The 26,810-nt window shown below is 48.0% G+C and carries 30 protein-coding genes; 26 read left to right on the top strand and 4 right to left on the bottom strand.

The features are described from left to right. Positions 1–18: 18 nt before the first annotated feature. The 5 genes from B1728_RS05100 to B1728_RS05120 all read left to right on the top strand — a co-directional run bounded on the left by B1728_RS05100 (position 19) and on the right by B1728_RS05120 (position 3,331). Positions 19–648: a class I SAM-dependent methyltransferase gene (locus B1728_RS05100; protein ID WP_079909108.1), complete on the top strand. Its 630-nt coding sequence runs from the start codon at positions 19–21 to the stop codon at positions 646–648. 30 nt (positions 649–678) lie between these two features. Continuing rightward, complete coding sequence (locus tag B1728_RS05105; RefSeq protein ID WP_179135898.1) at positions 679–1,869, top strand: C40 family peptidase; 1,191 nt, start codon at positions 679–681, stop codon at positions 1,867–1,869. A gap of 121 nt (positions 1,870–1,990) precedes the next feature. Further along, positions 1,991–2,731: an MBL fold metallo-hydrolase gene (locus tag B1728_RS05110; RefSeq protein ID WP_079909110.1), complete on the top strand. Its 741-nt coding sequence runs from the start codon at positions 1,991–1,993 to the stop codon at positions 2,729–2,731. Between the two features lie 11 nt (positions 2,732–2,742). Further along, entirely contained in the window at positions 2,743–3,000 is a 258-nt protein-coding gene (locus B1728_RS05115) for a hypothetical protein (RefSeq protein WP_079909111.1), read from the top strand. A gap of 37 nt (positions 3,001–3,037) precedes the next feature. Continuing rightward, positions 3,038–3,331, top strand: coding sequence for a hypothetical protein (locus B1728_RS05120; RefSeq protein ID WP_079909112.1), 294 nt, complete (start codon positions 3,038–3,040; stop codon positions 3,329–3,331). Positions 3,332–3,351: 20 nt separating this feature from the next. On the opposite strand, the gene B1728_RS05125 is transcribed toward B1728_RS05120, so the two are convergent. Beyond that, positions 3,352–3,774 carry a hypothetical protein gene (locus B1728_RS05125; RefSeq protein WP_079909113.1) on the bottom strand — a complete coding sequence of 141 codons (423 nt, stop codon included), beginning with the start codon at positions 3,772–3,774 and terminating at the stop codon, positions 3,352–3,354. Positions 3,775–4,155: 381 nt separating this feature from the next. Here B1728_RS05125 and B1728_RS05130 point away from each other — a divergent pair, with 381 nt between their 5' ends. From B1728_RS05130 to B1728_RS05185, 12 genes are all read left to right on the top strand, one after another. After that, the gene (locus B1728_RS05130; protein WP_079909114.1) at positions 4,156–5,286 is read left to right on the top strand and encodes a P-loop NTPase family protein; all 1,131 of its coding nucleotides are present in this window, start codon (positions 4,156–4,158) and stop codon (positions 5,284–5,286) included. Then, positions 5,276–6,499: a TadA family conjugal transfer-associated ATPase gene (locus tag B1728_RS05135; RefSeq protein ID WP_079909115.1), complete on the top strand. Its 1,224-nt coding sequence runs from the start codon at positions 5,276–5,278 to the stop codon at positions 6,497–6,499. Before B1728_RS05130 ends, B1728_RS05135 begins: the two co-directional genes overlap by 11 nt. Positions 6,500–6,532: 33 nt before the next feature. After that, positions 6,533–7,453, top strand: a complete 921-nt coding sequence (locus B1728_RS05140) for a type II secretion system F family protein (protein ID WP_079909116.1) — start codon at positions 6,533–6,535, stop codon at positions 7,451–7,453. 6 nt (positions 7,454–7,459) lie between these two features. Next, positions 7,460–8,323, top strand: coding sequence for a type II secretion system F family protein (locus tag B1728_RS05145; RefSeq protein WP_079909117.1), 864 nt, complete (start codon positions 7,460–7,462; stop codon positions 8,321–8,323). A 34-nt stretch (positions 8,324–8,357) separates the two neighbouring features. Further along, positions 8,358–8,576 carry a Flp1 family type IVb pilin gene (locus B1728_RS05150; protein ID WP_079909118.1) on the top strand — a complete coding sequence of 73 codons (219 nt, stop codon included), beginning with the start codon at positions 8,358–8,360 and terminating at the stop codon, positions 8,574–8,576. A gap of 109 nt (positions 8,577–8,685) precedes the next feature. Beyond that, positions 8,686–9,618 (top strand): hypothetical protein, encoded by a 933-nt coding sequence (locus B1728_RS05155; protein ID WP_256865242.1) that lies wholly within the window; start codon positions 8,686–8,688, stop codon positions 9,616–9,618. A 52-nt stretch (positions 9,619–9,670) separates the two neighbouring features. Then, entirely contained in the window at positions 9,671–11,956 is a 2,286-nt protein-coding gene (locus tag B1728_RS05160) for a hypothetical protein (protein WP_079909119.1), read from the top strand. Continuing rightward, the gene (locus B1728_RS05165) at positions 11,920–12,672 is read left to right on the top strand and encodes a TadE/TadG family type IV pilus assembly protein (protein WP_256865243.1); all 753 of its coding nucleotides are present in this window, start codon (positions 11,920–11,922) and stop codon (positions 12,670–12,672) included. Before B1728_RS05160 ends, B1728_RS05165 begins: the two co-directional genes overlap by 37 nt. Beyond that, positions 12,669–13,181 carry an A24 family peptidase gene (locus tag B1728_RS05170; RefSeq protein WP_179135899.1) on the top strand — a complete coding sequence of 171 codons (513 nt, stop codon included), beginning with the start codon at positions 12,669–12,671 and terminating at the stop codon, positions 13,179–13,181. Before B1728_RS05165 ends, B1728_RS05170 begins: the two co-directional genes overlap by 4 nt. A 26-nt stretch (positions 13,182–13,207) precedes the next feature. Further along, positions 13,208–14,890, top strand: a complete 1,683-nt coding sequence (locus B1728_RS37185; protein WP_306293509.1) for a DUF6382 domain-containing protein — start codon at positions 13,208–13,210, stop codon at positions 14,888–14,890. Positions 14,891–14,893: 3 nt separating this feature from the next. Then, the gene (locus B1728_RS05180; protein WP_079909122.1) at positions 14,894–15,781 is read left to right on the top strand and encodes a PP2C family protein-serine/threonine phosphatase; all 888 of its coding nucleotides are present in this window, start codon (positions 14,894–14,896) and stop codon (positions 15,779–15,781) included. A gap of 70 nt (positions 15,782–15,851) precedes the next feature. Beyond that, positions 15,852–16,142, top strand: coding sequence for a Dabb family protein (locus B1728_RS05185; RefSeq protein WP_079909123.1), 291 nt, complete (start codon positions 15,852–15,854; stop codon positions 16,140–16,142). Between the two features lie 42 nt (positions 16,143–16,184). Here the strand turns inward: B1728_RS05185 and B1728_RS05190 are convergent, their stop codons facing one another. Beyond that, positions 16,185–16,577, bottom strand: a complete 393-nt coding sequence (locus tag B1728_RS05190) for a hypothetical protein (protein ID WP_079909601.1) — start codon at positions 16,575–16,577, stop codon at positions 16,185–16,187. 137 nt (positions 16,578–16,714) lie between these two features. Then, positions 16,715–17,047: an ASCH domain-containing protein gene (locus tag B1728_RS05195; RefSeq protein WP_079909124.1), complete on the bottom strand. Its 333-nt coding sequence runs from the start codon at positions 17,045–17,047 to the stop codon at positions 16,715–16,717. A 103-nt stretch (positions 17,048–17,150) separates the two neighbouring features. Between B1728_RS05195 and B1728_RS05200 the strand changes: the two genes are divergently transcribed. From B1728_RS05200 to B1728_RS05215, 4 genes are all read left to right on the top strand, one after another. Beyond that, the gene (locus B1728_RS05200; protein WP_079909125.1) at positions 17,151–18,191 is read left to right on the top strand and encodes a M42 family metallopeptidase; all 1,041 of its coding nucleotides are present in this window, start codon (positions 17,151–17,153) and stop codon (positions 18,189–18,191) included. Positions 18,192–18,263: 72 nt separating this feature from the next. Further along, positions 18,264–20,192: an ABC-F family ATP-binding cassette domain-containing protein gene (locus B1728_RS05205; RefSeq protein ID WP_079909126.1), complete on the top strand. Its 1,929-nt coding sequence runs from the start codon at positions 18,264–18,266 to the stop codon at positions 20,190–20,192. Between the two features lie 18 nt (positions 20,193–20,210). Then, the gene (locus B1728_RS05210; RefSeq protein WP_144027766.1) at positions 20,211–21,188 is read left to right on the top strand and encodes a C39 family peptidase; all 978 of its coding nucleotides are present in this window, start codon (positions 20,211–20,213) and stop codon (positions 21,186–21,188) included. 109 nt (positions 21,189–21,297) lie between these two features. Next, positions 21,298–22,911, top strand: a complete 1,614-nt coding sequence (locus tag B1728_RS05215; protein WP_079909127.1) for an ABC-F family ATP-binding cassette domain-containing protein — start codon at positions 21,298–21,300, stop codon at positions 22,909–22,911. A gap of 119 nt (positions 22,912–23,030) precedes the next feature. Here B1728_RS05215 and B1728_RS05220 read toward each other — a convergent pair whose 3' ends face one another. Beyond that, the gene (locus B1728_RS05220) at positions 23,031–23,240 is read right to left on the bottom strand and encodes a hypothetical protein (RefSeq protein WP_079909128.1); all 210 of its coding nucleotides are present in this window, start codon (positions 23,238–23,240) and stop codon (positions 23,031–23,033) included. A 78-nt stretch (positions 23,241–23,318) separates the two neighbouring features. Between B1728_RS05220 and B1728_RS05225 the strand changes: the two genes are divergently transcribed. From B1728_RS05225 to B1728_RS05245, 5 genes are read left to right on the top strand one after another with little or no spacing between them, the layout of a single operon-like run. Further along, on the top strand, positions 23,319–23,870 hold the full coding sequence (locus B1728_RS05225) for a hypothetical protein (protein WP_144027767.1): 552 nt from the start codon (positions 23,319–23,321) through the stop codon (positions 23,868–23,870). 50 nt (positions 23,871–23,920) lie between these two features. After that, positions 23,921–24,232: a thioredoxin family protein gene (locus B1728_RS05230; protein WP_179135900.1), complete on the top strand. Its 312-nt coding sequence runs from the start codon at positions 23,921–23,923 to the stop codon at positions 24,230–24,232. 57 nt (positions 24,233–24,289) lie between these two features. Further along, the gene (gene kapB, locus B1728_RS05235; RefSeq protein WP_079909131.1) at positions 24,290–24,673 is read left to right on the top strand and encodes a kinase-associated lipoprotein KapB; all 384 of its coding nucleotides are present in this window, start codon (positions 24,290–24,292) and stop codon (positions 24,671–24,673) included. 34 nt (positions 24,674–24,707) lie between these two features. Next, positions 24,708–26,084: a sensor histidine kinase gene (locus B1728_RS05240; protein WP_079909132.1), complete on the top strand. Its 1,377-nt coding sequence runs from the start codon at positions 24,708–24,710 to the stop codon at positions 26,082–26,084. Then, positions 26,081–26,734, top strand: coding sequence for a response regulator transcription factor (locus tag B1728_RS05245; protein ID WP_079909133.1), 654 nt, complete (start codon positions 26,081–26,083; stop codon positions 26,732–26,734). The genes B1728_RS05240 and B1728_RS05245 overlap by 4 nt, the downstream gene beginning before the upstream one ends. The last annotated feature ends 76 nt before the right edge of the window (positions 26,735–26,810 follow it).

Here is a 26,810-nt window from a genome sequence, read left to right on the forward strand (position 1 = left end):
AAGGGGAGGGTAGCTCTAATGCAGGCGGGGCAACCGTATTGGGATCATATTTTTGCAGAACCGCAAGACAGCAAGCCGGACTATGATGATTGGCTCCTGAAGCATAAGGGATTGTTAGAGGCTTCCCGTGAGATTCCAATACTCGACTTAGGCTGTGGAGCCGGCGGCGATACGTTATGTTTAACCGAGCTTGGCTATCGGGTTATTGCCTGCGATTTCTCCGATGTGGCATTGAGCCGCGTCAAAATGCATATTCCTTCTGCAGAGGTCCGTAAAGTGAATTTGGCAGAGCTTCTGCCCTTCGAGAAGAATAGCGCTCAAGTTATAGTTGCTGATTTGAGTCTTCACTATTTTTCTTGGGAAAAGACAGAAGCCATTTTTAACGAGCTTCAGCGAGTACTTGTCCCGGGCGGTCACTTGCTCTGCAGAGTCAATTCTATTCAGGATGTACATTTCGGCGCAGGCGAAGGCAACGAAATAGAACCTCGCTTTTACGAGCAGAATGGCCAATTCAAGCGTTTTTTTAACCGGGACGATCTGATTCGTTTGCTGAGCAATTGGCAGCTGGAATTTATACAGGAAGCGACTATGAATCGTTACCATAAACCTAAGAAGTTATGGGAATTTGCTGCCGCTAAGCCAAAATAGAATAGCTGGATGTATGGGGGGGAATTAGCAGTGAGAAGGCTCCTTGTTCCAGTCGGCTTGTTTCTCGTCATTGCTGCTTTGGGATTGCTTTTTCTGCCGCGGGACACGTACAATCCGCAGCGTGTGACCCAACGCGGTTCATCCATGATGCAGATGGAGAATCAAGTCAAAGCGCAGGCTGCTGCGGTGATAACGACTCACTGGGAAGGGAATGCCTACGCCATACCGGACGATCCGGAGCTTGAGACAGATTCAAAGGCGCCGCCCTTATGTGAAGGTAGTTCATTAAGTACGCCCCGGCAGGTCGTTGACGTGCCTGTTGCCACCCTGTGGAGTCAACCGAACCAGGCCAGAGCCATAGATCACCCTGCGCTACAAAAACCGGCCTCAATAAAGTCCTGGCTCCGAAAGATGAGCATTCCTGATAAGCTGTGGCTGGTGGGGAAGCTTGAAACCCAAGCGCTTCTAGGTACGGAGGTGGCAGTGCTGGGGGAGCAGGGGGATTGGGTGCAGGTGACGGTACCGGATCAAGCTACCCCTAAAAATGAGAATGGATATCCCGGGTGGGTTCACAAGGTACAAATTGCAGAACGGACTATTGCCTATGATGCTTGCCCCGTGGCTGTTGTATCCAAGTCGACGGCATGGCTCTACGAGGATGCTGTAAGTGACCAGTCGACGGAGGAAATCAGCTTTAACACGAAGCTGCCGATTCTTACGGCAGAGGGCTCCAGGGTTGGTGCAGCAGTTAGAGAAGGAGAAATTCGGTGGGTCGAAAAGGCGGATGTCAAGATCATGGAGCCATCTATGCCGGCTGATCAATTAACTCTGCAAGTCACAGGGGGAGAACTGGTGATCACCGCTAAAGGCTTCCTGGATCTCCCGTATCTTTGGTCTGGAACGTCAGGCTTCGGCTTCGATTGTTCCGGGTTTACTTATGCCATACATCAGTTTCACGGGATTGACATCCCGAGGGATGCCAAGGATCAAGCTAGACAAGGAACGGCAGTGGCTTTGGCTGATATAGAGCCTGGTGATTTGTTGTTCTATGCTTATGATAAAGGAAAAGGAAAAGTTCATCATGTGTCTATGTATATCGGTGACGGCAAGATGATTCATTCCCCGAGAACGGAACGAAGCATTGAAATCATTTCTATTCATACACCGTCCTATGCTCAAGAATTTGCCGGAGCCCGCCGTTACATGGCAATTTCTATTTAAGCCATGATTGATTCTTACTTTATGACTTACCGCATGAAGCACCACTTCCCAAGACTTTGTCTTGTCAGTGAGTGCTTTTTCCATAGCTTACAATCAAAACGAAATCGTGGGGGGATTAGCTATGCGTTTGACTGTATTGGGGCCATGGGGAGCGTATCCTGCTGCCGGAGAGGCAAGTGCAGGGTATTTAGTGGAGCATCAAGGACATCAGCTTCTGCTCGATTGCGGCAGCGGAGTCCTGTCTGTTGTACAAAAGCATACACGCCTGCAGGATTTATCCGCTGCCATCATTAGCCATCGGCATCATGATCATATTGCAGATTTAGGATGTTTGCAGTATGCTTGTCTGATTGATTCGGATCTACGTCGCAGGGAGGAACCCTTACCCATTTACATTGCAAGTGATGGTTTGAGCACGAATGAGCCCTACCGATCTATGAAAGGTTCCGAAATCCGGTCAGTATCGGAGCATGACGTGCTGCATCTTCATGGAATGGAGTGCTCCTTTTTCAAAACATTTCACGAGGTTTATTGTTTAGGTATTAAAATAAAAGCCGGCGGCAAAACGATTGTCTACACTGCGGATAGCTGCTTTGACGAATCCTTGATCAGCTTCTGTCAGGGGGCCGATGTGCTTATAGCCGAAACTTCATTCTATGCGGAATTTCAAAATGCCAGGCAGTATGGTCATATGAATACAACGGAAGTAGGCTACTTAGCCAAAATGGCCCGGCCGGGTAAAGTCATACTGACTCATCTTCCGCATTTTGGAAATACAGACCAGCTTGTAGATGAAGTATCGCAGCAGTATGACGGAGAAATTTTCTTAGCCAAATGCGGCTTGAATTTCGAGATTGTGTAAGGAGGACCATTATGAGTGAAGAGCATCAACATCAATATGATGAGCTGCGTGCAGCCATGTATCGCTTGTTCAAGGATGCGGGATATGAAAATATAGATTTATTACGCTGTATCGATGCGCTGGAACGGGAGCAGGAATACCAGCAAAAGCTGCAGCTGCTAACCCAAGAGAACCTTCGATTGAAGGAGCAGGTAAAAAGATGGAGGACCGCATCGGTCCTGAAGGAAGGCAGTATGTCCAGCAGGCTGAGGGATGCACTAAGAGAGTAGACTAGAGACGGTAGAAAGAGGAAAGAGGTGACCTTATATGAGCGGCGGTTGGATTGCTGTCATCGTCATTGGTCTCATGATTGTACTCGGAGTCTTGTTCATTGTCTCGCGTAAGCAAACCGCTGCAAAAGCAAATCCGAAAACGAATGTTATTCGAATGACGGAGTTCAAAAGACAGGATAAACGCTCATCTGCCCATCTGCAGAAATGCTCCTATTGCAAAAAGAAAACGGACCGATTAACCTTTTATGCCGGTGTTCACGGATCCGCTGTTGGGGTTTGTAAAGAGTGCAGATCCAAGGCTGAAAAACAAGATCTGCTGCCGTTATAATAACGATGGTCTACGGTGCCTCATTGCAATTGTCCAGATTGACTGTTAGAACCGGCTTGCCGGGACATCAGATCCATACTCCAATCTATCATCCCGTTCATCATGCTGAGAACGAGGTTAATAGCATCTTCATCGCTAAGGGGCTGGCTTTTGGTATTATTCGAGATGTACTCTTGCATCTTGGTTTCTAATTGACTGGTCAAATCCTTCAGCTTGGCGAAGTCTTTGGCGATGTCGCTTATGGAATTGGAGCCCGAATTGGAACTGCCGCTGTTTTGCTGCTGCTGCGATTGGCCTCCGCTTGATTGTTGGCCCCCTTGGCCGCTGGAATCGTCCGATTGGCTCTGGAGCAATTCTTTAATTTGCTGAAGTTCGTCGGTTAAGGATTGCTGCTGTTCCGTAATTTGCTCGATTTGCCCCTTCAGTTCACGATTGCTGATCATCACTTGAGCTCCTTCATCGTATTATGAGGTTAGTATATCCATGAGCCGTTAATTTAACCAAATAAGACCATAAGTCCATTCATGAAATAAAAATGACTAAAATAGTTGAAAAAACCATATTTTATGTTATTATATATACAAATACATTACCGCAAGCGGAAGCACCGCTGTTCAAGAACTTTTTCTTGTTCAGTTGGTGCTTTTTTTGTGCGTTCGTTTTTAGGAGGCGATATGGAAATAACGAATAAAGTCAAAGCAGCCATTGTCGTTGCCATCATTTCGGCAGTTTTGGTGGTAAGCGGAATATTACAGCTCAAGGGGGCGATGTAATTCTCAGCGGACAAGGGACTTGATCAACAGAGGGGGAGGGGCACAACAGAAATGTCCAAAATGAAGCTGGTCGTATTGGATACAGATTCCTATTTTATAGAACGCATCACAGCATACATCCGTACCTCGGATTTTGCTTCGACGTTTACTGTCTCTGCTTTCACGAATAAAGAACAAGGCTTTGCCTATATCGAACAGGCAAGCGAGCAGTATATTCTGCTTGTCCATGAGAGCTTCATGCCTCTGCCTGAGAGGGTTTTTCAAAGACAGAGCGGCTGCATGCTCATCCTGAGTGACTTTCCTGCTTCCGGGGATATCGTGGAGTACCCGGTTCTGTGCAAGTTTCAACCCTTAAATCAGCTGTTGGCTCATGTGATTTCTCATTATAATGAGTTCACCTCGAGTCAAATGCTGAAGGGGGACAAGGAGACGCAAGTGGTCTCCATCTATTCCGCTGTAGGCGGGAGCGGGAAAACATTAACCGCCCTGCATCTTGCAAGAGAATTATCGTTGGCGGGAAGAAGGGTGTTTTATCTCAGCTTGGAACAGCTGCCATCGTCCATTTGGGTTGAGTCCGATACAGGGGGAGAGGAGGATTCTTCCTTTTCCCGGATGCTTTACTACGGCAAGTCGGACAGCAAGCTGCAAATTGCCAAAGTGGAGCGATATAAGAAAAGGCATAGCATCTGGGGCTTCGACTATTTTCCCGGCAACTGCGAGCCGCTCGAGCTGGCGGAAATGTCCGCAAAAGATACGGAGATGATGGTCAGGGCAGTCCTTGCCTCTGGCGCGTACGATTGTGTGCTGCTTGATTTGGACTCAACCTTGTTCCCGCGTATCGAGGCTGCGTTGAAGATCAGCGATCATATCTTGTGGCTGATTCAGGATGACTGCATTCAATGGGATAAATGCTCAGTAAGAATGCAGCAGTGGATGGATAGGCAGGAGGAGCCGGCGTGGTCGCATAAATGCAGTCTGATTGTTAATAAATTCAACGGGGCATTGAGCAGCAGCGAGAGGAAGCTGCCTCTTCCGATTTCCGGTTATTTGCCGTACATACCCGAATGGAAGTCCTACGCCCGATTAGACATCGTTCATATACGGGGGACGTTCAGCGAAAGCCTGACCTCACTGGATTGGTTCCGATCAACGGCATTGGGAGGGAAGGCAGATGTGGGCTGACGAGATCGTTATAGAAATGAAGCAAAGAGTTAAAGAAAAGCTGGATTTATCGGTCTCGCTATCTGATGAACAGCTGATGGACCTGATTGAACAGGAAGTGTTTTCCTATTCCTTTGATCAATATTTTACGGCCGGCCAGAAGCATCAGCTTATTATGCGGTTATTTCATTCCTTTCGCGGATTGGATATTTTGCAGCCGCTGGTCGATGACCCGACCGTATCGGAGATTATGATTAACCGGTATGATCAAATTTTTATCGAACAGGATGGCCGAATTAGCTTAACGGAAATGAAATTCGAAAGCAAGGAGAAGCTGGAGGACGTTATTCAGGCTATCGTGGCACGAGTGAATCGGGCCGTCAATGAGGCCAATCCTATTGTAGATGCCCGATTGCTGGATGGGTCGAGGGTGAATGTTGTATTGTCTCCTATTGCGCTGGAAGGGGCGGCGATGACCATCCGAAAGTTTCCGGAATCGCCGCTGACCTTGGACATGTTAGTAGCCAAAGGATCCTTGACTGATGCTGCAGCTTCTTTCTTGATCCGACTCGTCCGGGCAAAATATAACCTCTTCATTGGCGGCGGAACCGGCTCGGGAAAGACCACCTTTCTCAATGCATTATCACAATACATTCCTGATGACGAGCGGCTGATTACGATCGAGGACTCCGCTGAGCTGCAGATCCGTACGGTACCCAATCTGGTTCGTCTGGAGACTCGAAACGCCAATACCGAAGGCAAGGGAGAAATCACGATCCGTGACTTGATTCGCTCTTCCTTACGGATGAGGCCTAATCGCATCATCGTCGGTGAGGTCAGGGGGGCAGAGGCGTTAGATATGCTGCAGGCAATGAACACGGGGCACGACGGCAGCCTGTCCACAGGACATGCCAACTCAACGGAAGACATGCTAAGCAGGCTCGAAACGATGGTGCTTAGCGGCGCAGCTCTTCCTGTTGAGGTGATTCGCAAACAGATTTGTTCTGCGATCGATGTCATGATTCACCTTCAAAGGCTGCGGGACCGTTCACGCCGTGTGACGGAGATTAGCGAGATCGTCGGTATGGAGGGAGGGGAAGTCAAGCTGAACCGGTTGTTTGAATTTGTAGAACAGGGAGAGGATGCCAGCGGGAAGGTCATTGGAGAGCTTAGACCTACAGGCAGCGCTTTAATGCATACGGATAAACTGGCTAGGGCAGGTATCGTCGTATAAATGAAAACGTTAATTGATTAAAGGAGACAGAGCTTGAGTTATATCATTCTTACCGCTGCTGCGGGGGCATTATGTTGGGTGGCTTTGACACTTTTTCAAAACTTGGCCAAGAAGAAAACAGATCCGTTACTGGACAAGGATGGCCACAAGCTGAAATGGAAGCCATCATTGGCCTATAGAAAGACTAAAGGAGACGATACAGCTGCTTCGACGTTAACCCGGTACGATGAGTATTCATTGAGCCTTACGGAAAGGTGCATTTGCATAGTTATCGGCAGCTTGGTGTTGGGTATCATAGGATATGTTTTTTATAAAAATGCAATCGCCGCAATGGTGCTGGGCTGCGGGGGATTGTATTCCCCGGTTATATGGCGTAAGCAAATGATCCGCAAGCGTCAAGCTCAGCTTCAGCTGCAGTTCAAGCAGGCTCTTTCCTCTCTATCTTCTGCTCTGGGTGCGGGAAAATCGGTAGAATCGGCCTTCAAGGAGGCATTGACGGATCTGCGTCTTCTCTACCCCGATTCCAACGCGTTTATTGTTAAAGAGCTGGAGACGGTAAACCGGCGGATTGAAAACGGAGAAACGGTTGAAGCAGCATTAAAGGATTGGAGCGATCGGGCGAAGGTGGAGGATATTCAGCAGTTTGCCGACGTATTCGTAACCTGCAAGAGGACCGGCGGCAACCTGGTGCAGGTGATCCGACGAACCGCTGCCATCATTCAAGAGAAGCTGGATATTCAACAAGATATTCAAGTCATGATGGCGCAAAAGCGATTTGAATCCAAAGTGCTGACATTCGCCCCTTTAGTCGTTATAGCTTTATTGAATTTTAGTTCACCGGATTATATGGAGCCGTTATATCAAGGAACAGGACTACTGATAATGACTACAGCGTTACTGATCCTGATCGGCTGCTATGCCATTACGAAATGGATTATGGATGTTAAGGTGTGATGCCGGATGGCGATGCTTATAGCTTTGAGTATCGAGCTAATTGTAGGTTTGCTGATTTTCTGGACTGCGTATCCCCGATATAGCGGCTTTGTGAAGGAGCATCGTAAAGTATTGAAGCTTTATTGGCTGGCACCCCTTGCTTTAGCTTTGATGGATCGCCTCCGGCTGACAGACCGATTCGGAGATGCAATCTCACGCGTACATCAGCAGATGATCGGACTATATGGCAGCAAGCAGGCTCTGATCCGCACCAAATGCTTTGCGGCCGATGTCCTGTCGGTCAGTATGTTCCTGTTGATCGGTTGTACGCTCGTTGGGGTAGTAGCTGAGAATAACGAGATGCTTGGTTATGGAGCTATCTTGATACTGTTTCTCCCTTTTGTTCTGTACAAAGAGTTAGCGAATCAGCTTCGTAAAAAAAGACGCCAGATGCTGCTGGAGCTGCCTGAGGTGTTGAATCAACTCGTTCTATTGGTGAATGCGGGAGAAACCGTGCAGAAGGCGCTTCAGCGCTGCATAGAGAACAAACCGGACATCGACAAAAATCCTCTTCTGGCAGAGCTTGCTATTGCTGCATATGAAATCCGTATGAATGTCTCCTTCAGCAAAGCGATGGAGGATTTTAATAAAAGATGCGGCGTTCAAGAGGTTTCATTGTTCACTACGACATTGTTATTGAATTATAAACGAGGCGGCGACGAGCTCGTCATGTCCCTGAAGGAGCTGTCATCGACACTGTGGGAAAAAAGGAAATCGTTAGCCAAAACCCTGGGCGAAGAGGCATCCTCGAAGATGGTATTCCCCATGGTATTAATATTTCTGGTCGTCATGGTTGTTGTTGCCGCACCGGCTATATTGCTTATGAATTAGTTTGAGTTTGTACAACTGGAGAGGAGTAAAGCGAATGAATGGGTTAGGTCAAGGAATTCGAAAATTTTGGAACGAGGAGGAGGGGCTGGGTACACTCGAAATATTGCTCATCTTGGCAGTGCTAGTCATCATAGCAATAGCTTTCCGTAAGTGGATCATGCAATGGGTGAAAGGACTGTTTGACTCGGCTAATGCGGAAATTACCGATCAATCCGGCACGATCAAGAATGATGCGGATAAAATCAGCCCTTAAATTACAGTCAAGGCAGGATGGTGCACGAATTCTTCCTAAACCAGGACAGGCGAACGCGTACAGGTTTGTCAATGATACGAAAGGAAGCTTTACGATAGAAGCGAGCTTTGTGCTTCCAGTGATATTACTAAGCACGCTGTCTCTGCTGTTTCTCGCTCTCTATGTTTATCAAACCTCGTCTGCATTTCAGAATGCAGGCGTGGCTGCCGATCGCGCCGCTTTCATCTGGGATAACAGTAAGAAGGATGTCATTACAGGGGACTACCCCGTAGATCAGAATGATGGATTATATTGGAGACTTCACAGCGACAGCATGTCGGATCTTTTCCGGTTTCTTATCCCGAATGCAGCGGCGCAAATAACGCTTCCTGCTGCAACCAAAGGCAGCGATACCGGACCTGAAGGAAAATTGACGAAAGTGGGCCGCAGTTTATCCCCAGAATGGAGCGGCACGATGAGTTACTTGAATAGCGGTATCTCTAGGGAAGTGACTGTGAATCTGGAAAAGCCGTTTCGTTCGCCGCAATTTATGATTAGGAAGCTGCAGCAGCAGGTAACCTCGACTGCGTCGGCACAAGTGGTCGATCCGGTTGAGGGGATCCGGCTCATTGACTTAACACGGACCTTTATTCAAGAAATCCAGGGTAAAATCAAGCCTGACGCCGCATTAAAGGCCATGGTTGAGCCCAAATCAGTACCCGATCCTGCCGCTGCCATAAACAATCACGAGAGTGCGGCCAGCTATTTGCGCACGTTGGTGAACGGAAAGGAGCAGACCATGGTTGTCAATGGCTCGACCAAAAGGGTAGTCGATGCATTGGATGCGAATAAAGTCGCCCATCAAGCCTACTACACCTTTAACGAGAACCAGCTCAGGAAGGAACAAATGCCCAAGGATGCGGCGCTGCTGAGAGATGGGGGTCAAGTAACCGGAGTTGTCTGGCATTTCTTCAAGCTGTCCAAACAGGACAAGGTCAAGCTGTCTAAAGGTCTTCGGCAGGAGCTGGAGCGTCAGGGTATCGTTGTGGTCATTCATGAATGACAGAACGATACCAGGCAATCTTGCCAAACATGCAAGCAGGAAGGAGGGATGAATGCTGTTTCGGTTGCGGCGGTTATGGAAAGAACAGGGGGGAGCGGTGTCCTTATATCTACTATTGATTCTTGTTCCGGTATTTTTATTTTGTGCGCTGTTAATTGATTTTGCCCGTATTCAGGTTGCTGATAAGGAAGCAGAAAATGCAGTGAAAACAGGGGTTCGCTCTACGCTGTCCTCCTTTTCGCCGAAGCTGCAGTCCTATGGGCTGTATGCCTTGAATCAAAAGCCGGATGAATCCAAGGCGCTTTTTTTGAAAGTAGTTGAAGGAAATGTATCTCAAGCGGTTGCATCGAACTCCTTTCAGTTTATTGATCAGAAGGTAGAAGCCGACAGCTCAAGTCTGACATCGATGTATTCTCTCGGCAATCATATGGTATTCAAAAAACAAATAGTAGAAGAAATGAAATACCGGGCGCCGATGATTTACTCCTTGGAAATGGCGGATAAATTCAAGAAAACGGGACTTGCATCTACGATGGGTCAAGCCTCCCAGTTTTCCCAAAATGCCGCGAAAATCGAGAAGCTGATGGAGGAACGGGACGATGAGCTGGACAGGGCGTGGAAGGAATGGTCGGCGATATACCAAAAAGCGGTGGCGATGCATCCCTTCTATAAGACCCAGCTGGAAGCCCTGAATAAATTAAGCGACAAAATCGGGCTGCATACCATTGTAGAGGTCAGGCAATCCATTCAAGACTCCAAAAAGCAGCTGGTTGATTTGCGGGACGATATGAAGCGTATTGATGGAGATATTCGCTCTCTAATGCAAGCGGGCTCATCAGCCGCATCCGCGATAGATTCTCTTTATGATCTTAAGGACCGTCTTCAGGATGAAATCAAAGCTGTGAATGATCGAATTAAGGATTTGGAGCAGCTGCTGGATGACTTACTGGAATATGCGAAGCTGCTGGCCTTTTTGAAGGTGAAATCAACCGGCGATTTGAATGAATTAAAGGATTTGCTTAAAGCATTTGAAGCTTCTTTGAATAAAGCCAAAAAAGCGAATGATCAGTTGAATGCAGAGCTAGGTCTTGTCCAATCCCAAAATACGGCTTCAGGCTCTTATGATGCCAACCAAGTATTTCAAGCCATCCATATGATTTCCCGCTCCGAGCTTGATGATTACGGCAGCAAAGCGGCTTCTACCGTTGCTCTTTTCTCGGGATTGGAATCTCAGTTATCCAGCGTCATTCTGTTCGATGCGCAAAATTACCGCAATGCAGACCAGGCGATCCAATCGTTCTGGAAGCAAGCTCAGGAGCTGCACTCGGCCCAAAGTGCAAAGGAGTCGCAGAGAAATAGCAAGAAGCAAGCGGTAAATACAAGCAAGCAGGAGCAGAGGAAGAAAGCGCAGGCTTATCTCGATCAGGTAAAGGCAGCTCTTGGAGGCTGCAGCATTCTTGGGTCAACCGATGCATTCAAACAGCATTACATAACGCTTCAGGGGGACCCTGGCAAAGGAACAAAGGGATACTATCAAGCATATATGGAGACCAATCAGGAAGCCAACTTATCTCAGCCTGTTCCATCCATAGAATTGGATAACGCGGACAAAGCCGGTTTTAGCGCGATGAAATTGATTTCGGATTTCACCAGTCTGCTTATGGATGTTAGGGATGAGTTTTATGTGGATGAGTTTGCTGTTAGTAAATTCAATTACCGGACCTTCGGTCTTGAGAAGGACAGCAATGGCAATGTGAAGGGGGCTTTGGAGCCATCGGAACCAGGGAAGCACAAGCTGGCGAATCAGGAGCTCGAATATTTACTGTACGGCGGCAATTCCTGCGCAAGCAACTACTCGATGGCATATGCCGAGATGTTCGCCTTCCGGCTTGCAGTTGATACGGCAGAGGCATTACTGGAGCCTAAAAACGAAGTCTTGAATCTCGGCTCGCCGTTGCTCGTTTTTCTAGCAGCCGTAGCTGAAGGAGCTATTCATGCTCAACAGGATATGGCGAAGCTGACCCAAGGGGAGATGGTTCCTTTATCGAAGAAGCTGGGCAGCTTTTTCACCATGGGCTACAAGGATTATTTAAGAGTGTTCTTTTTGCTGCACAGCCGGGATAAAGTTCTGTTATCTCGGATGCAATCCTTAATTCAATTAAATACCGATATCGACTTGCTTCAGAGCACCACGTATATTTCCGGCACTGCATCGACCTCCATCCGCTTGTGGTTTTTACCCGGACTGATGCAGCAGCTGGGAAAAGCCGGACTTACTTCCTGTCAGGTTAAGCTCGGCAGATGCCAGATTACCAAGACGGGGGTGATGGCGTATTGAAAGCCGGCGGCAAGCCTTGGATTGAACGGGTACCAAACAAGGCGACCTGGAGGGATGACCAGGAGGGCGGCATCGTGCTGGAGGCTGCGCTCGTCCTTCCATTATTCCTGTCCTTTATTTTAGTTCTGATTGCTTTTATTCAAATATCGCTTGCAGAAATGGCGCTGCAATCCGCCGTAACCGACACGACGAAAGTCGTGGCAGCCAATATGTACCCGGTGGATCTGTTGTATCAGCAAGCTAGAAGCAAATGGAACCAGAGCGCAGCGAGCGGGTGGATTGATAAAGTCGTTGGTCAAATCGAATCCGCTAAGCAAAAGGCAGTGGATGCGGAACAGTTCATCGAGGATTATGAACGTTGGATTCCGGACCCTGTCGTTCAGCTGGTGGAATGGGAGAAAACCTATCGGGAGCATTTGGAGAACCTGGGAAATGCGAAGACCGAGGAGGCCAAGAAGCAGCTGGAGGAGGCATACAAACCCTTGTTGAGCAAAGCCGTAACACCGCTGGTCGCTCATTATGCGAATCCGGCACGGATAAAAAAAGACAGGCTGAAGGTGACGAAGGTGATCCTACCGGATCTCGAGCATAAAGAAAACGCATTTGTCGGCATTGAGGCTCAATACGAAGTACCGTTATCGATTCCATTTTTCAAGAAGACAGTCATTGTTCGCAAGCAGGCGTTCGAGCGCGCATGGGTTGGAGGAACCGGATGATCTTTACAGTGCTAACTTTTGGTATGATTATCACCGCTTTTACGACGGATATATGGCGGCGTAAGATTCCTAATTGGCTTACCCTATCGGGTTGGGTTGCAGGGATGGGGCTTCATACGGCGATTTCCGGAGGATCAGGCGTTCTATATGCCCTTGTGGGCACGGCTCTCGGGTTCATACCGATGCTGATCCTTTATCTTATTAAGGCGGTAGGAGCGGGGGACGTAAAGCTGTTTGGGGCTATCGGCGCACTGGCCGGAGGAGAGATGGTTCTCCAGAGCATGATATATTCGATATTTTATGCCGCGTTGGTGGGATGCATTATTTTGATATGGCGGCGGCTTTGGAAGCAGACGGGGCAGCGCCTTGCAGCTATGCTGTTCCATTTGATTGCTTTGAAGGATACATCACAATGGAAGCCTTACCTTTATTCCTCCCATCATTTACGGTTTCCGTTCATGTGGGCCGTCCTCCCTGCCGTGATCAGTGTGTATATTCAATTATTTTAAACTTTTCGATGGAAGGAGGTCCGAGTGTGAATCAGTCGATTTACGGTCTACAGGTCGATTACCAGAATCAGAATGGCCATTATATGGTGCTCTATAAAGAAAACGGTTTGCGTAAAGACGAGCTCTCTGCTTTTCAAATGAACATGCTTCTGATGAACCGCATTCCCCGGCTGCTGGAGCTTCATGTGGAAGAAGTAAATCATAATACCAAGCTTTATTATAAGATTACTGACAAAAGAATGCTGTCCCATTGGCTTCGCCTGGGGAGTCTGTCCATTAAGCAGTTTTTTACCTTGCTATATACGATCGTCGATACGCTAACGGAAAGCGGCGTTTATATGCTTGAAGAAGGCAAATATATTCTTAAAGAAGATTATATTTATTGTGGGAATGATTTAACCGATATATATATTACGTACCTGCCGATGGAAACCCTGGTAGATAAACAAACGGTCTCCGTCGATTTGCAGCATTTAGCCTCCAGGCTGGTGCATAAGGTCACTGAATTGAGCGGCAGCGGGTACCAGGAGCTGATGAATTATCTTATGGATGAATCGTTTCATCTGCCTGCATTAAGACAGCTTCTCCTTAAACATATGAATCAGGCCGGCCAAGAGAGACAAGATGAGATGATTATGCAACAGGCTGCCTTGCATCGGCCGTTAGCAATGCAAGCTCCGGAGCTTGAAGATGCAAGAGTTCAACAAGCCTCAGGAACGATGACGAAGCATGAGGATGAAGAACTGCCTAAATGGACTCCGCTGATCCCTTTTGCATCTGCACAGGGCGCTGCTCCTGATAAAGGAACTGACCAAGGGGAGAGCCGGATACCGCTCTCGGATGCCTTATCATTGAGCAAGGGAGAATCGTCCCTGGTACCATCTCCTAACAAGCTGAAGCTTCCGGTGATGCTGATCGGAATCTTACTGTGCTGTTTGGTATGGAAGCTGTATTTGGAGCATCCTGGAGAGCCTTGGCTTTATATCTGCATAGGGTTGACGATGTTCATTGCAGATATGGTATTCGTCGCCTTATGGATATGGAAGCCTGCTGTACGAAGCTCTGAAGTCAATGGGAATGCTGCAGCGCAAGAACCGGCACTGATGGCGGAACAAGCGATTCCTGAAGCGATCTTATCCAAGCTTGGTTCCAAGACCAATAAAGACCAAAGCTCGGAATTAGCCGCATTTTTGAAGGGGCTGCCCAAGGAACCGGACGCCAAAGAATCGGCCTGGAAGAAGCTTTCAGATGTTCAAAAAAGCTTTACACCAAATGAAACCAGCTCCATGAAAAGTCCGGGTAAGGAATCGGACCATTACTACCAAGAGTTGGAGCATCGCACGACCCTGCTTCCGAAATCGGATGCCACCGTTTTGCTGAATAGCCCGATAAGTCCAGCAGCCTCCGCTTATCCGTATCTGGAAACGAATCAATCGGGTCATGCGTCCAGAATAAGTCTTATGAAGCCATGCTTTGTCATAGGAAGGGCAGGGGATGGAGTCGACTATGAGCATAAAGAAACCGGCGTCTCCAGACTTCATGCCGAGTTTGTTCGGGAAAACGGCCAATATGGAGTGAAAGATCTCGGCTCACGAAATGGCACTTATGTCAACAATGAATTGCTTGCACCTTATCGGGTATATTCCTTGAACGATGGGGATATAGTCCGGATTATTAATACCGAATTTATTTTTAAAATGGGGTTGTAGCTGTTGAGAACAACTTTTGCCGTCCATTGGCACTATGGGATAGCCACACATTCCGGCTGGTTTCGGATGATGAATGACGATCGGTCTCTGCTTCGAATCGGCACTACGGAGCAAGGGGATCCGTATGCCGTTGCGGTGATTGCCGATGGTGTCGGGGGAATTGGTGACGGAAGCCGGGCAAGCGATGCGGCGATGGATCACGTAAGACATTGGCTGGACAATCAGCTGCCCAAGCTGCTGAAGACAGCGAGCCTGAGAGGAGCATTCATTCAATCCACCAAAAAGCTGCTTCACGAAATCAATGTGTCGTTGCTTGAGATGGGAAACCATGCAGGAAGTCAGATGAGCACGACACTGACCCTGCTTTTTCTGCTGAATGAAACCTATATTCTATGCCATATAGGTGATTGCAGAGTTTATTATTTTCATCGGCAGCGGTTGAAGCAGCTTACCAAGGACCATTCCTGGGTTGCCGAGCAGGTACGCAAGAGGAAAATGACTCCTAAGCAGGCCCGCAGACATCCTCATCGTCATGTGCTTCTGCAGTGCCTTGGCGTTCAAAAGGAGCTCAACATACAGTATCGGAGCGGTTTTTATAGCCCGAACAGTCTTTTTCTGCTGTGTACGGATGGGCTATACGATCGGATGTCTCACTCCAAAATCGAGTATTTTTTGAAGGACAATGAATCATCGGAGCTGAATCTCCAACAGGTCAGTGACCTGCTGGTCGATAAGGCGCTGGATCAGCGTGCAAATGACAATATCAGCGTGCTTCTGCTTTCGCCATTAAACAGACCGCTGACTCTTCTTCAGCGAATACGTGAAAGACTGAAACGCTGTGATTATCTATTCCCTGCGGATTGGAGGAAGTGGTATAATAAACGATCATGATGAGGAAAAGCCGAAAGCTGACCTTTGATGTCGAATACCATTTCTTAATCGAGAAAGGAAGAAGTTGATTATGCTTACTCATGTTGTCTTTTTTAAGCTGAAGGACCGCAGTCCGGAATCTGTTCAAACGACCGTAAATGTGTTGAAGAACATGGAGGGTAAAATCCCTGTACTAAAATACATAGAAGTAGGTACGGATGTGCTGCATTCCGAAAGATCCTATGATATTGCGCTGATCACTAAATTTGATTCCCTGGAAGATTTAAGCGTATATGACAATCATCCTGTCCATGTGGAAGTAAAAGCCCATATGAAGCAAGTGCTGGATGGGACAAGCATTTGTGTCGATTTCCAATCTTAATGGCATAATTAAAACAAAAAAACCGGTTCAGGTGAATGACCATCACCACAGAGCCGGTTTCATTATCATTAACCACAGCATGACGAACAAGACAAACATATAAATATACAAGGAACGGGCCAGCTTGTTGACCAGTCTGACTCTATCATGATCCGGCTGACGCAAGCGGCGTATGGTCGGGGAAAAGGCGCGGGCCATAAATATAAGCGAAGCGATCAATACGATCCATGTGCCCAAGATAAACGGTGTGGTCCAAGGCCATCCGCCAAGCCACAGCAGTAAAAGTCCGGAAACTACCAGAACATGACCGGAGTGCTTCGATAATCGGACGACAAATTGAAACGAGTCCAGATACGAGGAGAGAACGGGTTCTTCCGCTTTGCGAAGTTTGCCGAGCATCGGGATGAGGACGAAAAAAGGACCAATGGAAATCATTGCGCTTACTGCATGAATAAAGACTAGCCAAGGATACAAAGAATGAGCCTCCAAACTTGAAAAGGTGAATAAAACAGTGTAGCATTCATTTTATTGATGTCTACACTGTTTTTTTGCATTCCTGCTGCCGCAGCGGTTTATTGAACCCGGCGGAACTCATGAACCCAGACTTTCATTTGAGGAAGCCAAGGCATTCCGGCGTGCATGGATAAAATATAATTTTTGTATTCTTCCACATTTTTGAAGCCTTCGGTTTGTACCGCTTCATCTGTAAGCTCACCGAGGGATTGCTGATATACTTTATGTACTTCGAATTTATGGCCTTTAAGCTCCATAATTTCGCCTGGATCGGCGTAGCGTCCATTACGGCGCGTCGATGTTTTTTCGCCGCGGATCACTTTCTCCACATCGTCTTCAACTGTAACTAGACGTTCGATGGAACAGGTTTTTGGTGGCAATGTTTCAGACATACGGTAATTCCTCCCTGATTTTATTCATTTGTTAGCTTACATGAAAATTTTACCGATAGCAAATAAAGGTCGAAATTTGATACCAACCAAGGAGATGGGCTGTATGAAATCCAAAATCAATCAAACTTATGTTCTTGATCTGCTGAAGCATTTGCTTCTTACGCCTAGCCCAAGCGGATTCTGCCAAGATGTCATGAAGCTTGTCGCGGAAGAAGCGGGAAAGCTCGGTTTTTCGATATCCTATACGAACAAAGGTGGAGGCATAATTACAGTACCTGGCCGTCAGGAAGGAAAGGTCATCGGCTTGTCCGCTCACGTAGATACATTGGGTGCCATGGTCCGCTCTATTAAAAAAGACGGCTCCCTGCGTTTTACGTCGGTCGGAGGCTATATGATGGGCTCGGTGGAAAATGAATACTGCCAAGTCCATACTCGCAGTGGCGCGACTTACGAAGGGACGATCCTGACCACAAAGCCATCGGTCCATGTATACCCGGACGCAAGAGAGTTCAAACGCGAAGAAGCTTCCATGGAGATTCGCCTGGATGAAAACGTGCGATCCGAAGAGGACGTCAAGAATCTGGGCATCAGCGTTGGAGATTTCGTGTCGTTTGACCCGAGGCCCCGTTTTCTTGATAACGGATATATCAAATCACGGCATCTGGACGATAAGGCCGGTGTTGCCGCGTTATTCGGTATGCTGGAGCTAATGAAGAGAGAGCAGCTTGCTCCGGCGTATCCGCTTCAGCTTTTTATCAGCACTTATGAAGAAGTGGGCCATGGCGCAGCGTACTTGCCGCCGGAGATCGATGAGCTGCTTGCCGTCGATATGGGGGCTATGGGCGACGATTTATCCTGTACCGAGCATGATGTCTCGATCTGCGCCAAGGATTCATCCGGTCCATACGACTACAATATGACTTCCAAACTGATTGACCTGGCGAAACGGGAAGGTCTGCAGTATGCCGTAGACATTTACCCGCAGTATGGTTCTGACGCTTCAGCGGCGCTTCGCGGCGGCAGCAACATCCGGGCTGCCTTGATTGGCCCCGGGGTTCACGCCTCCCACAGCATGGAGAGGACTCATAGCGAGGCGATATGGAATACGATTGCTCTGTTGACGGTGTACGTGACGGAAGCTTAGAAGAAGCATTCCCGGGAATGAAGAAGTCATAGGTGTTGCGCAACCAACGGAAGATAAAAGGGGCTGTTTGTCATGAATATATTGACTGTAGAGCATTGGAATAAAAGCTATGGCGAGAAAGTGCTGTTCGATGATATTTCCTTTCAAATTAATGAAAAGCAAAGAATCGGTCTTGTCGGCGTGAATGGAACCGGCAAATCGTCGCTGCTTAAGGCGATGGCGGGCCTGGAGCCGGTGGATTCTGGCAAACTGATCCATTCGAATCACTTTCGGGTAGAATATTTGCCGCAAAATCCGGAATTCGATCCTGAATCCACCGTGCTGGAGCAGGTGTTTTACGGTGACAGCCCGTTAATGCAGACGCTAAGGGACTATGAAGAGGCCCTTTCCTCCTTGCAGGAGGCTCCCGATGATGAAAAGAGACAATCGCGCCTGTTCGCCGTGCAGCAGCGAATGGATACCTTGAATGCATGGGAAGCCAGCACGACAGCCAAAACGGTATTAACCAAGCTTGGGATTACCGATTTCTCACAGAAGGTCGGCGTTCTGTCAGGAGGACAGCGAAAGCGTGTTGCGATGGCGCGGGTGCTGATTCAGCCTGCAGATCTGCTAATACTGGATGAGCCTACGAACCATATTGATCATGATACGGTGGAGTGGCTGGAAGAATTTCTTGCCAAATGGAAGGGCGCTCTGCTTCTAGTCACGCATGACCGGTACTTCCTTGACCGTGTAACGAATCGGATTATCGAATTGGACCGGGGCAAGCTGTACAGTTATGAGGGCAATTATGCCACGTTTCTTGAGAAAAAGGCGGAGCGTCTCGAGCGCGAGGCGTCGGAAGAGGATAAGCGCCAAAATATGCTGCGGCGCGAGCTGGCTTGGCTGCACAGAGGGGCTAAGGCAAGGACGACGAAGCAAAAGGCGAGAATCGAGCGCGTAATAGAATTGCGGGACCGGAAGGTGGACGGACCGGCGGAGAAGCTGGATATGACGCTTGGCGCCAGCCGGTTGGGAAAAAAAGTCATCGAGCTTGATGGAATCGCTAAGTCATTCGATGGCCGGAAAATGATCGATAACTTCAGTTATATTGTTCTCCCGGACGATCGAATCGGTATTATAGGGCCTAACGGAAGCGGAAAGTCGACTTTGCTTAACATGCTGGCGGGGCGTTTGCAGCCGGACGAGGGATTGATAGAGGTAGGAACGACTGTAAAATTAGCCTATTATACGCAAGAAAATGTAGAAATGGATCCCAAGCAGCGTGTTATTGAATATATCAAGGAAGCGGCTGAGGTGATCCGGCTGGCTAACGGAGAATCCATAACAGCATCTCAAATGCTTGAGAGATTCCTGTTTTCATCCTCTTTACAATGGACGCCTATTGGCAAGCTGTCTGGCGGCGAGAAACGCAGACTGTATTTACTCCGTACCCTGATGGGGGAGCCAAACGTGCTGCTGCTCGATGAGCCGACCAACGATTTGGATATTCAAACGTTGACGATATTGGAAGAGTATTTGGAAGACTTCCCGGGCGCCGTTATCACGGTTTCTCATGATAGATATTTTCTTGATCGGACCGCGGATCATTTGTTTGCGTTTGAAGGCGGCGGACAAATTCGCCATTTTTACGGCAATTATACCGAGTACATGGAAGCAGTACGGCAAGAGGAGCAGGCGGAAGCGAACGACCGCAAAAACCAGAAGCCGGCTAATACGGTCACAGTTGCTGCAGGCGCAGGGGATAAAAGAGAATCACAAAGGCCCCGCAAGCTGTCCTTCAAGGAGCAAAAGGAATGGGATGAAATTGAAGGGAAAATTGCAGCGCTGGAGGAGAGGCTGGAAGCCGTTAAAAAAGAGATTCATCTGGCGGGAAGCGATTATGGCAAGGTTCAGGAGCTCTACTCCGAGGAGCAGCAGCTGAATGAACAGCTGGAGCAGGCTATGGATCGTTGGGCAGAGCTATCGGAGCTGGTGGAACAAATCGCTTCGAACAAATAAAGAAGGGAGTGCAGAGAGATGAAGAAAGGCAGGAATCGGATCGTATGGACATTGGCGGCCTCAGCATGTGCGGTCATGGCGATATCCTTCGGTTACTTGGTACCGAGGGATGAGCCAACCATTCAACAGCCGACAGGATCTGCCGATCCGCCGGCCGTTCTTCATACGATGCAGCTTCAATTTCAAAGCAGGAGCTTGCCTGGGAGTATTGCAGAAGGGACACGCATTACTGAGCCGGATGTGGAACAGTACCCTTTCCGGCTGTATCAACAGGACCGGTTTCTCCTGGCATATACCAGTTATCCGGATGCCGTTAACGCGGCTAAAGGACTATCCAATACTGGCGTCTACTTTAAATCAAAGGACAAGCTCCTCTGGTCATCAGATGAACCTCTTGCTTCCACTGCTCAGACCGAAGCTCCGTTAATCTATCAGATGCCCGAACTGGACCGAGGATGCGAAGTCACGAGCTTGGCTATGCTGTTACAATCAGCGGGCGTAAATGTCGATAAAATGACCCTGGCTGATGAAATCCGAAAAGACCCGAATCCGTTTGAAATCATCGGTCACGAAATTCATTTCGGCAATCCGAACGAAGGCTTCGTAGGCGATATCGCTTCGTTCGATCACCCGGGATACGGAGTGTACCATGGTCCTATTATGGAGCTTGCAAAGCAATATTTGCCCGGCCGGGCGGTAGATGCTACAGGCAGCAGCTTCGATGATGTATTAAGGCTTCTGGAGGCAGGATCACCGGTATGGGTAGTTACCAACATGGAGTATACCACGTTAGATGAGGACGCCTTCGAGACCTGGGAAACAGAGGACGGCGGCATCGATATTACGTATAAAGAGCATTCCGTTCTGATTACGGGCTATGATGAAGATACGGTTTATATTAATGATCCGCTTGGAGAGACGGAAGAAGTTGACAAAGCCGATTTTATATCTGCATGGGAGCAGATGGGACGGCAGGCAATAGCTTATGTTCGATAATTTCTGTATTTTCGCAATAATATTGGGAAAGAACGGCCATTTTGTGGTATAATCTGTGATTGGAAGCTTAAGGGCTAAGGGCAATAATCAAAGAGAGTAGGTATTAGGTATGATTACAGTTAATAATGTCACCTTACGATACGGTAAAAGAGCCTTGTTTGAGGATGTTAACATCAAATTTACCCCGGGTAACTGTTATGGTTTGATCGGTGCGAACGGCGCGGGCAAATCGACATTTCTCAAAATTTTGTCCGGAGAGCTGGAGCCGAACAAAGGGGAAGTAAGCATTACTCCGGGCGAGCGTATGGCTGTGCTGAAGCAGAACCACTTCGAATACGACGAAATGGAAGTCTTGAAGACCGTTATTATGGGTCATGCACGCTTGTTCGAGATTATGGAAGAGAAAAATGCGCTATACTCTAAGGCCGATTTCTCGGAAGAGGACGGAATGCGTGCCGCCGAGCTGGAAGGCGAATTTCAGGAGCTGGACGGCTGGCAGGCGGAATCGGATGCCGCTGAGCTTTTGATCGGGCTTGGTATTTCCAAGGAATTGCATGACATGAAAATGAAAGATCTGGGCGGTAACGAGAAGGTCCGCGTCCTTTTGGCGCAAGCCTTGTTCGGCACCCCGAATATTTTGCTGCTTGACGAGCCTACGAACCATTTGGATATTGAATCGATCAACTGGCTGGAAAACTTCCTTGCTAAATATGAAGGTACAGTTATCGTTGTATCTCACGATCGTCACTTCTTGAATCAGGTATGTACCCATATTGCGGATATCGATTTCGGTAAAATTCAGCTTTACGTCGGTAACTACGACTTCTGGTATGAATCCAGTCAATTGGCTCTGAAGCTGACCCGCGAATCGAACAAGAAGGTAGAAGAGAAGCGCAAAGAGCTGGAAGCGTTTATTCAGCGCTTTAGTGCGAATGCATCCAAATCCAAGCAAGCGACCTCCCGTAAAAAGCAGCTCGAAAAGCTGACGTTGGAGGATATCAGGCCTTCGACGCGGAAATATCCTTTCATTAAATTCCAACCGGAGCGGGAAGCGGGCAAGCAGCTGTTGTCGGTCGAGAAGCTATCGAAGACGATCGACGGCGAGAAGATTTTGAACAACATCAGCTTCACCTTGAATAAAGGCGATAAGGTAGCGCTGGTTGGTCCTAATGGCCACGCCAAAACCACCCTGTTCCAAATTTTGATGGGTGAGCTGGAGGCCGATTCGGGCGAATACACTTGGGGCGTTACGACAACACAAGCCTATTTTCCAAAAGACAACTCTGAGTACTTTAACGCCGATTTGAATTTGGTAGACTGGCTGCGTCAATATTCCAAGGATCAGGACGAATCGTATATCCGCGGCTTCTTGGGAAGAATGCTGTTCTCCGGCGAGGAAGCTTTGAAGAAAGCCAGCGTACTCTCCGGGGGAGAAAAGGTTCGCTGCATGCTGTCCAAGATGATGATGAGCGGCGCCAATGTCCTGCTTCTGGACGAACCTACGAACCACTTGGACCTGGAATCCATCACTGCATTGAACAACGCCATGGTAGATTTCGATGGTACGATGCTCTTCGTATCGCATGACCATCAGTTCATCCAAACCGTAGCTAACCGGATCATTGAAATTACACCGAATGGTTTGATTGATAAAATGATCACCTATGATGAATACCTCGAGAGCGACGAAATCAAGAAGCAGCGCGAACAGCTTTACGCTTAAGAACGTAAAAAAAGGATGAGCCGGAATACCCATGCTCATCCTTTTTTAGCCATATTGCTGGTTTACAAGTGAAAACGTGACGCCCAAATACGGCGGATCCCTCAGGTTGTCGAAGAGGATTAGCTTCCGCCGGTACGACGGCGTTGATTGTTAGGCTTCTTGTTGTTTTGGCTTCTCATAACAGCGCTGTTGCCGCCGCGTAGAGGCGCGCCTGCTTTTCCATCGTTTTGGGCTTGCTTTTTCTGGGCAAGCTTGTTTTTAATAGCGTCCGCCAGACTGACTTTTTTCGGTTCTTGTCCGGATTCGTTAGTTTGATTCACGTCCGACATGGTGCACACCTTCCTTGAATTGGATGATATCATTGTACTGATTTGTCCTGAAGGAAGCAAGTGAAAAATATATAAAACATGACAAAGAGGTTAGAGAGCAATATGTTCGACCCTACCATATTTGATAATTTGAAGGTTGTATTCGAAGGTGCCATGTATGATATGGATTTGACAGGAGATGTTCAAATTCTGAATCGTACCGATCGCGTGGAGCTATCGACAATGTCTAGAAGCTTCGGTATGGAAGCGATTCGACGTCCCCACGGCTTCGTTAAAGGCAGCTTCGTATTGAAGGCATCGCTGGCGGACTTGTCAGCGGAACTCTTGTCAGAGCAAGGAAAACAACCCGGCTGCAGCCTGGAGCTCAGGTTCTCCTTCCCCGTACGAGAGATGCAGCAGGATTGCGCTGTCGCGGAGAATCTGATGAGATCCATTTGGGGAGAGGGCCCATCTATCCAACAGAAGGTTTATTGGGTCTACGGGGAAGATCAGAGCTTGATGCGGAATGAACTCACTCTTCAGTTTATCCGTAAACTGGATGAGAGACAAATTGATGACATTCCGAGCCTGATGGATCATCTCGTATTAAGCATGGAACGGCTGGACCAGCAGCATTTTCATAAATCCTGATAGATTCTGTAAGGCATCTTAGACATCATTATGAAGGGGAGGTCCCGAGGGTGGAGGAATGGTCTGAGCAGCAGATTAAGCAGCGGTTAGAGGCATCAGACGAACGTCTTTTTATTTACTTTTATACTCCGATGTGTGGTACATGCAAAGTAACGGAAAGAATGCTTCAAGTCGTATTGGCCATGGAACCGAATTTACCTTTGGTCAAATGCAACGCTAACTATTGTCCCGGCTTGACCCAAAGCTGGAAGGTCGAAAGCGTACCTTGTATTGCAAGCATCGAACGCAGAAGCCTAACCCGAAAGCGATACCGCATGCAGGGTGTAGCGGATCTTTTGCAGTGGTTCCAGGAATCTGCATAACCCTTCGGCCTATGTTTGAAGGTACATAACGCAATTGAACTAAAGGAGGAATATACTATGAATGAACCGCTCGAAATGGGAAGTATCGTTTCTGCCGAATACAAAACCGGTGAGTACATCGGAGAAATTGTTGAGATACCGTCTGCCTCCAAAGCGGCTGTAAAAATATTGGCTGTAGTAAAGCATCCGACACAAGGGGACTTGCACAATCCAATGAACCCCGATGTGGCTTTCTTTCATCAACGGAGGGCGCTGGCGTATCAGGAGATCGCTTTGATGCCGCAGTATACCATAAAGCCTTACCGCGGTACCGTTCCGGAATATGCGGATTCTCTAAGAAGAGCTCTGCAATCCGAGCTTCAAACGCTGCAGCAAACCGTCAAATGGGCACAGCGCTGTGTGGAAGAGCTTGAGCAATTGAAAAAGGAATACTCACTGTAGCCTTACAAATTGAAATACTGGAGTGTCGGACGGAATGCTGTTTGTGCTTATAGGCTTATGGACGATCGGCCTGTTATTGATCGTAACAGATCCGAGGCGGTTAACGACCCGGTGGATCGCAAGTATTGCTTTTACCGGCGGTTCAGGCGGCTTATCGGCTGTCATCCATGATTATTGGATTCCTAGCTTTTACGACAGGGGCTGGCTGACCGAGCCCGTTGCCGATCTGATGCTTCGCGCCGAGAGTATCAGCTCCCTGGTATGCTATTACGGACTGCCTTATACGTTCCTTATGTTTACGATCGTCTACCATCCCAATTATTCCGTGTGGCCAGTCCGCAATAAGCGTTTTTCCTGGATTTTGATTGTGCCTGTTCTTTTGTCCTTTGCTTTTGAGCCTGCAAGCGCAATCGATCCGATACCCTACCATTATGTAACCTGGTGGACCACACCTTATATTTTGGCAGGGATTGCTATCTTGATTCATGCGACAGTAAAGGAACGGAATACCTTTTTACGGAAGCATCGTATACTAACTACATTGGCTGCTGCGCCCGCCTTGTTCTTTGCCTTATTCACTTTATACATTTTACCGACGTTTTTCGGGTTATATGAATGGTGGCGCTATAATGCCTGGGTGATCGGCTTCACGCTTGCGGTTATCCTCATTTCAAGCTTTCGTTACGGGTTCATGGGACTGCAAATTTCGATTCAAAACCAGAAGCTCGATTACACATTAAGAGCCATTACATCAGGGACCGCAATCTTGAACCATGCCATTAAGAACGATGTAGGGAAAATTCGCTTGTTCAGCGAGAAAATCAAATCGGAAGCCTATGAGTCCGACCCGGAACAGCTCGTTAACGATATCGAAGTCATTATGAACGCTTCGCAGCACATTTATGATATGATATATCGTATCCAGGGCCAAACGAAGGATGTAGTCATAAAGCCGGAGGAGCTTCGATTGGATCAAATGCTCGAGGCATGTGCCGGCATGCTGGACCCTGCAATGAGTCATATAGAGGTCGAAAAGGATTTTCGCTGCACAGGCAAGCTATGGGGAGATAAAGCGCAGCTGAACGAGGTGTTCACGAATGTCATCTCCAATGCCATTGATGCTATGCCTCAAGGCGGTAAGCTGGTCCTTAGGCTGACTGAAACCAAACGCAATATTACCGTAGAAGTCAAAGATACCGGGATAGGCATGGACAAAAAGCTGTTAAAACAGGTGTTTGACCCGTTTTTCACAACGAAAGCCGGGAAGAAGCTGAATTTTGGACTTGGCCTTTCCTATTGCTACCATGTGATTCAGAAGCATAAAGGGACAATGGATATGCACAGCAAGCAGGGAGCAGGGACTTCGGTATTTATTCATTTTCCTAAAAAGAAAGGAGTCAGACCTACATGAGTCGGATACGATTGGTTATTGTGGAAGACGACCAGGACTGGCTGCGCGGCTTGACCAGTTACTTGAAGAAGGAAGAGGATATAGAGGTCATTGGATCGGCATCCTCCGGCCAGGAGGCCGTAGAGCTGTTGGAGCAAGTAGAAGCGGATGTCGTGCTTATGGATATTATGATGTCGGATAACCCCGACGGTATTTGGGCCGCTGCGGAGATCGTTCAATGCACCAGCTCCAGAGTCATCATGCTTACTTCGATGGAGGAAAAGGAATTCATATTCGAAGCGTTCAAAGCAGGAGCCGTCGACTACATGGTGAAATCCAATTTTACGGAAATACCTCAAGCCATCCGGAACGCTTACGCCAACCGGAGCGCGATTCATCCAAGTGCGGCAGCTCAAATGCGCGAGGAGTTCCGGCGTCTGAAAAAGCTGGAGCACGAGGTGAGAGTTAAAGAGCTGCGGAATCTGTTGACGCCTACTGAAATTCAAGTGCTGGACTTGATAGAAAAAGGGCATACGCAGACTCAAATCGCTGACAAGTTCGTCGTTTCGATACGTACGATCAAAGTGCATGTAGGCAACATTTTGCGCAAGCTGGGCGGCAAGAGCAGCAAGGAGGCAGCGCAGAAGGCCAAGGATATGGGAATATTATAAAGCGGCTTATTACTGCTCTTAAAGGCGGTTTTAAGCCGTTTTTTAACAGGAAAAAGGTGCTTCGAAGGGGTGCGAT

The organism is Paenibacillus sp. 32352 (genome assembly GCF_002042965.1).
GTDB classification, from domain to species: Bacteria; Bacillota; Bacilli; order Paenibacillales; family NBRC-103111; genus Paenibacillus_S; species Paenibacillus_S vulneris.

Coding starts and splice junctions, on each gene's coding strand:
- B1728_RS05100 (WP_079909108.1), top strand. CDS start 19: ATGCAGGCGGGGCAACCGTATTGGGATCATATTTTTGCAGAACCGCAA.
- B1728_RS05110 (WP_079909110.1), top strand. CDS start 1,991: ATGCGTTTGACTGTATTGGGGCCATGGGGAGCGTATCCTGCTGCCGGA.
- B1728_RS05115 (WP_079909111.1), top strand. CDS start 2,743: ATGAGTGAAGAGCATCAACATCAATATGATGAGCTGCGTGCAGCCATG.
- B1728_RS05120 (WP_079909112.1), top strand. CDS start 3,038: ATGAGCGGCGGTTGGATTGCTGTCATCGTCATTGGTCTCATGATTGTA.
- B1728_RS05125 (WP_079909113.1), bottom strand. CDS start 3,774: ATGATCAGCAATCGTGAACTGAAGGGGCAAATCGAGCAAATTACGGAA.
- B1728_RS05130 (WP_079909114.1), top strand. CDS start 4,156: ATGTCCAAAATGAAGCTGGTCGTATTGGATACAGATTCCTATTTTATA.
- B1728_RS05135 (WP_079909115.1), top strand. CDS start 5,276: ATGTGGGCTGACGAGATCGTTATAGAAATGAAGCAAAGAGTTAAAGAA.
- B1728_RS05145 (WP_079909117.1), top strand. CDS start 7,460: ATGGCGATGCTTATAGCTTTGAGTATCGAGCTAATTGTAGGTTTGCTG.
- B1728_RS05150 (WP_079909118.1), top strand. CDS start 8,358: ATGAATGGGTTAGGTCAAGGAATTCGAAAATTTTGGAACGAGGAGGAG.
- B1728_RS05160 (WP_079909119.1), top strand. CDS start 9,671: ATGCTGTTTCGGTTGCGGCGGTTATGGAAAGAACAGGGGGGAGCGGTG.
- B1728_RS05165 (WP_256865243.1), top strand. CDS start 11,920: ATGCCAGATTACCAAGACGGGGGTGATGGCGTATTGAAAGCCGGCGGC.
- B1728_RS05170 (WP_179135899.1), top strand. CDS start 12,669: ATGATCTTTACAGTGCTAACTTTTGGTATGATTATCACCGCTTTTACG.
- B1728_RS05185 (WP_079909123.1), top strand. CDS start 15,852: ATGCTTACTCATGTTGTCTTTTTTAAGCTGAAGGACCGCAGTCCGGAA.
- B1728_RS05190 (WP_079909601.1), bottom strand. CDS start 16,577: ATGATTTCCATTGGTCCTTTTTTCGTCCTCATCCCGATGCTCGGCAAA.
- B1728_RS05195 (WP_079909124.1), bottom strand. CDS start 17,047: ATGTCTGAAACATTGCCACCAAAAACCTGTTCCATCGAACGTCTAGTT.
- B1728_RS05200 (WP_079909125.1), top strand. CDS start 17,151: ATGAAATCCAAAATCAATCAAACTTATGTTCTTGATCTGCTGAAGCAT.
- B1728_RS05205 (WP_079909126.1), top strand. CDS start 18,264: ATGAATATATTGACTGTAGAGCATTGGAATAAAAGCTATGGCGAGAAA.
- B1728_RS05210 (WP_144027766.1), top strand. CDS start 20,211: ATGAAGAAAGGCAGGAATCGGATCGTATGGACATTGGCGGCCTCAGCA.
- B1728_RS05215 (WP_079909127.1), top strand. CDS start 21,298: ATGATTACAGTTAATAATGTCACCTTACGATACGGTAAAAGAGCCTTG.
- B1728_RS05220 (WP_079909128.1), bottom strand. CDS start 23,240: ATGTCGGACGTGAATCAAACTAACGAATCCGGACAAGAACCGAAAAAA.
- B1728_RS05225 (WP_144027767.1), top strand. CDS start 23,319: ATGACAAAGAGGTTAGAGAGCAATATGTTCGACCCTACCATATTTGAT.
- kapB (WP_079909131.1), top strand. CDS start 24,290: ATGAATGAACCGCTCGAAATGGGAAGTATCGTTTCTGCCGAATACAAA.
- B1728_RS05240 (WP_079909132.1), top strand. CDS start 24,708: ATGCTGTTTGTGCTTATAGGCTTATGGACGATCGGCCTGTTATTGATC.
- B1728_RS05245 (WP_079909133.1), top strand. CDS start 26,081: ATGAGTCGGATACGATTGGTTATTGTGGAAGACGACCAGGACTGGCTG.